The organism is Streptomyces sp. NPDC002265, assembly GCF_040296125.1.
Taxonomy (GTDB): Bacteria; Actinomycetota; Actinomycetes; order Streptomycetales; family Streptomycetaceae; genus Streptomyces.
In genome coordinates this window covers 1-2,794 of the sequence record NZ_JBEOWS010000604.1, presented here as the reverse complement: position 1 = coordinate 2,794, position 2,794 = coordinate 1, and the positions used below count along the sequence as shown (strand labels likewise).

The following is a 2,794-nucleotide window of genomic DNA, read 5'->3' as shown; positions in this document are numbered from 1 at the left end:
GAAGGCGGGCGCGGGCTCTTCCTCGTCGCCGAATGCTCCCACCGCTGGGGAACCCGCTACGACGCCACCGGCAAAACCATCTGGGCAGAACAGCCCCTCCCCGACATCACCCCTCGCACCATGCAGCCGTGACAGGCCGCGCCCGAATCCGGGGCGAGCAGCCAGGTTCGCGACGGGTTGGGGAGGACGAAGACAGGGCGTGTCCGCCCAATGACGGTTCGAGCCGTGCAGGTACGCGCCACCGGCGTCGCGGGGGTACGTGCCACGAACGCCCGCGGCGTCCGGGCCCACCCTGGCGGCGGCCATGTTCCACCCCCCGCTTCTGTGAGCGGCATCTACCGGACGACCATCGAGGGCGGCGTGGCCTTGGCGCGCCCAACGGCCCCTCGACGCAGGGACGTTCGGCCCCATGGTCGCAGACCTTCGGCACCCGGTGCCGACCGTCGAGGACGGCCACAGTGAGTGACGTCAGGCAATGCCCCGACCGTCCCCGAAGGGAATCCCGACCATGGCCCTGCACGAGCACCCGCACCGGAGCTCCGGCTTCCACCTGCCGTCGCTGCGCAGGAACCGGACCGCCCCCGCATCCGAGACGGCGGTGTCGGCGGACGCCGGCACGCACACCGCGCCGGCCTACGCCCTCGCGTCCCTGCGCCTGCTCACGGGGTTCGTCTTCCTGTGGGCCTTCCTCGACAAGACCTTCGGTCTCGGCTACGCCACCCCGTCGGGCAAGGGCTGGATCGACGGGGGCTCGCCGACGAAGGGCTTCCTCGGCTCCGTGGCCGCCGGGCCGATGGAGTCGACCTTCCATTCCTGGGCCGGCGCCGCGTGGGCGGACTGGCTGTTCATGCTCGGCCTGCTCGGGATCGGTGTCGCCCTGGTCGTGGGGGTCGCGCTGCGCCTGGCCGCTGTCGCGGGCACCGCGATGATGGCGCTGATGTGGATCGCCGAGTGGCCGCCGGCCAGGCATCTCTCGGACGGCACGGCGAGCATGTCGACGAACCCGTTCGCCGACTACCACGTCATCTACGCCGTCGCCCTGATCGTCGTGGCCGCCGCAGCGGCCGGCGACACCCTGGGCGCGGGCCGACTCTGGGCCAAGCTGCCCCTCGTCCGCGACCACGGCTGGCTGCGCTGAGCAGCACCGGTGCGGCGGCCCGCGGCCAGGGCCACCGCACCGGGCCGTGCAGGCGGCCGGTCGGCCCCGGTCCGGGACCAGTGGCCCCTGCCCGAGGACCCTCCCGAAGACGACTGTGGAATCGGATCCCTCAGCCAGGAGGCAGAGACCATGCTCCGCACCATCACCGTGGGAATCGACGGTTCGCGCGAGAGCCGGGCCGCCGCCGAATGGGCGGCTCGCGAGGCACAGCTGCGCGACCTGCCGTTGAAGATCGTGCACGTCTGGCAGCCGGTGCCCGAGCCCATGGCCCAGGACCCACTCCTGGGCGCCGAGACCCAGCAGCACTGGACCGAGCGGATCCCACGGGAAGCCGCCGCAGGCATCGGCCGGCGCCACCCCGGAGTCGAGGTGATCAGGGAGCAGCTCTGCGGACACCCGGGGGACGTCCTCGCCGAGGCGGCGAACAGCGCCGAACTGCTCGTCCTGGGCTCCCGGGGGCAGGGCGCGATCGGCGGGTTCATGATCGGGTCCACCGGTCTGTCCGCCGTCGCGCACGCAGAGCGCCCTGTGGTGCTGGTGCGCGCGCCGTCGAGGGCCGCCGACGAGCACGAGCCTGATACGTCCGGCATCCCCTCCGCCGCGACGCCGTTCCGGCCCGTGGTCCTCGGGCTCGACGTCGAGCACCCGGACGAGACGCTGCTGGCGTTCGCCTTCGACGCCGCCGAACGGCGCGCCACGTCCTTGCGGGTCGTCCACGGCTGGAACCCGCCGCCCTACTACGCGTACGGCACCCCCGCCAGCCCCGTGCTGTACGAGGCGCTGGCTCTGAGGGAGGCCGAAGCCCTGGCCGAGGTGCTGCGCCCGTGGCGCAAGAGGTACCCGGACGTGGAGGTCGTCGAGAAGTCCTGCTGCGGCAGCGCGGCCGTCCACGTCGTGGAAGCCTCCCGCGAGGCCTCCCTCGTCGTCGTGGGCCGGCGGATCCGTCGCAGCCCGTTCGGCGCGCACATCGGCCATGTCACGCACGCCGTCCTGCACCACTCCACCGCCCCCGTCGCCATCGTCCCCCACGCCTGATCCGGCACCGCTGGTCCACCGTTCGAGGAGAAGAGACCCATGAAGGCAGCTGTCGTACGAGCGTTCGGCGAGCCGCTGGTCATCGAGGAACGCCCCGACCCCGATCCCGGTCCCGGCCAGGTCCGCGTCCGGGTGGAGGCCTCCGGGCTCTGCCACACCGACATCCACGCCGCCCACGGCGACTGGCCCGTGAAGCCGAACCCGCCGTTCGTGCCGGGCCACGAGGGCGTCGGCCTGGTCGAGGCCCTCGGCGTCGGCGTCACCCACCTGGCCGTCGGGCAGCGGGTGGCCGTGCCCTGGCTCGGCAAGGCGTGCGGGCGCTGCGAGCACTGCCTCTCCGGCTGGGAGACACTGTGCGAGCAGCAGATCAACACCGGGTACGGCTGCGACGGCGGGCACGCCGAGAAGATGCTGGCCTGGGCCGACTTCGCCCAGCCCGTCCCCGACGGTGTCAGCCCCTTCGACGCCGCCCCGCTGACCTGCGCGGGCGTGACGACGTACAAGGCGCTCAAGGTCGCCGACATCAAGCCCGCCCAGCTCGTTGCGGTCTCCGGCGTAGGCGGCCTCGGTCACCTCGCCGTGCAGTACGCGAAGATCGCC

4 protein-coding genes are annotated in these 2,794 nt (G+C 72.8%); all 4 read left to right on the top strand.

What is annotated here, in order from left to right; genetic code table 11:
* Positions 1-132, top strand: a 132-nt coding sequence (locus tag ABT085_RS46960; protein ID WP_502982993.1) for an ATP-binding protein, incomplete at its 5' end; no start/stop codon positions are given.
* Between the two features lie 376 nt (positions 133-508).
* Complete coding sequence (locus ABT085_RS45415) at positions 509-1,138, top strand: DoxX family membrane protein (RefSeq protein ID WP_351622861.1); 630 nt, start codon at positions 509-511, stop codon at positions 1,136-1,138.
* A gap of 150 nt (positions 1,139-1,288) precedes the next feature.
* Positions 1,289-2,194 (top strand): universal stress protein, encoded by a 906-nt coding sequence (locus ABT085_RS45410; RefSeq protein WP_351622858.1) that lies wholly within the window; start codon positions 1,289-1,291, stop codon positions 2,192-2,194.
* A gap of 39 nt (positions 2,195-2,233) precedes the next feature.
* The coding region (locus tag ABT085_RS45405) for an alcohol dehydrogenase catalytic domain-containing protein (RefSeq protein ID WP_351622856.1) at positions 2,234-2,794 on the top strand (561 nt) is incomplete at its 3' end.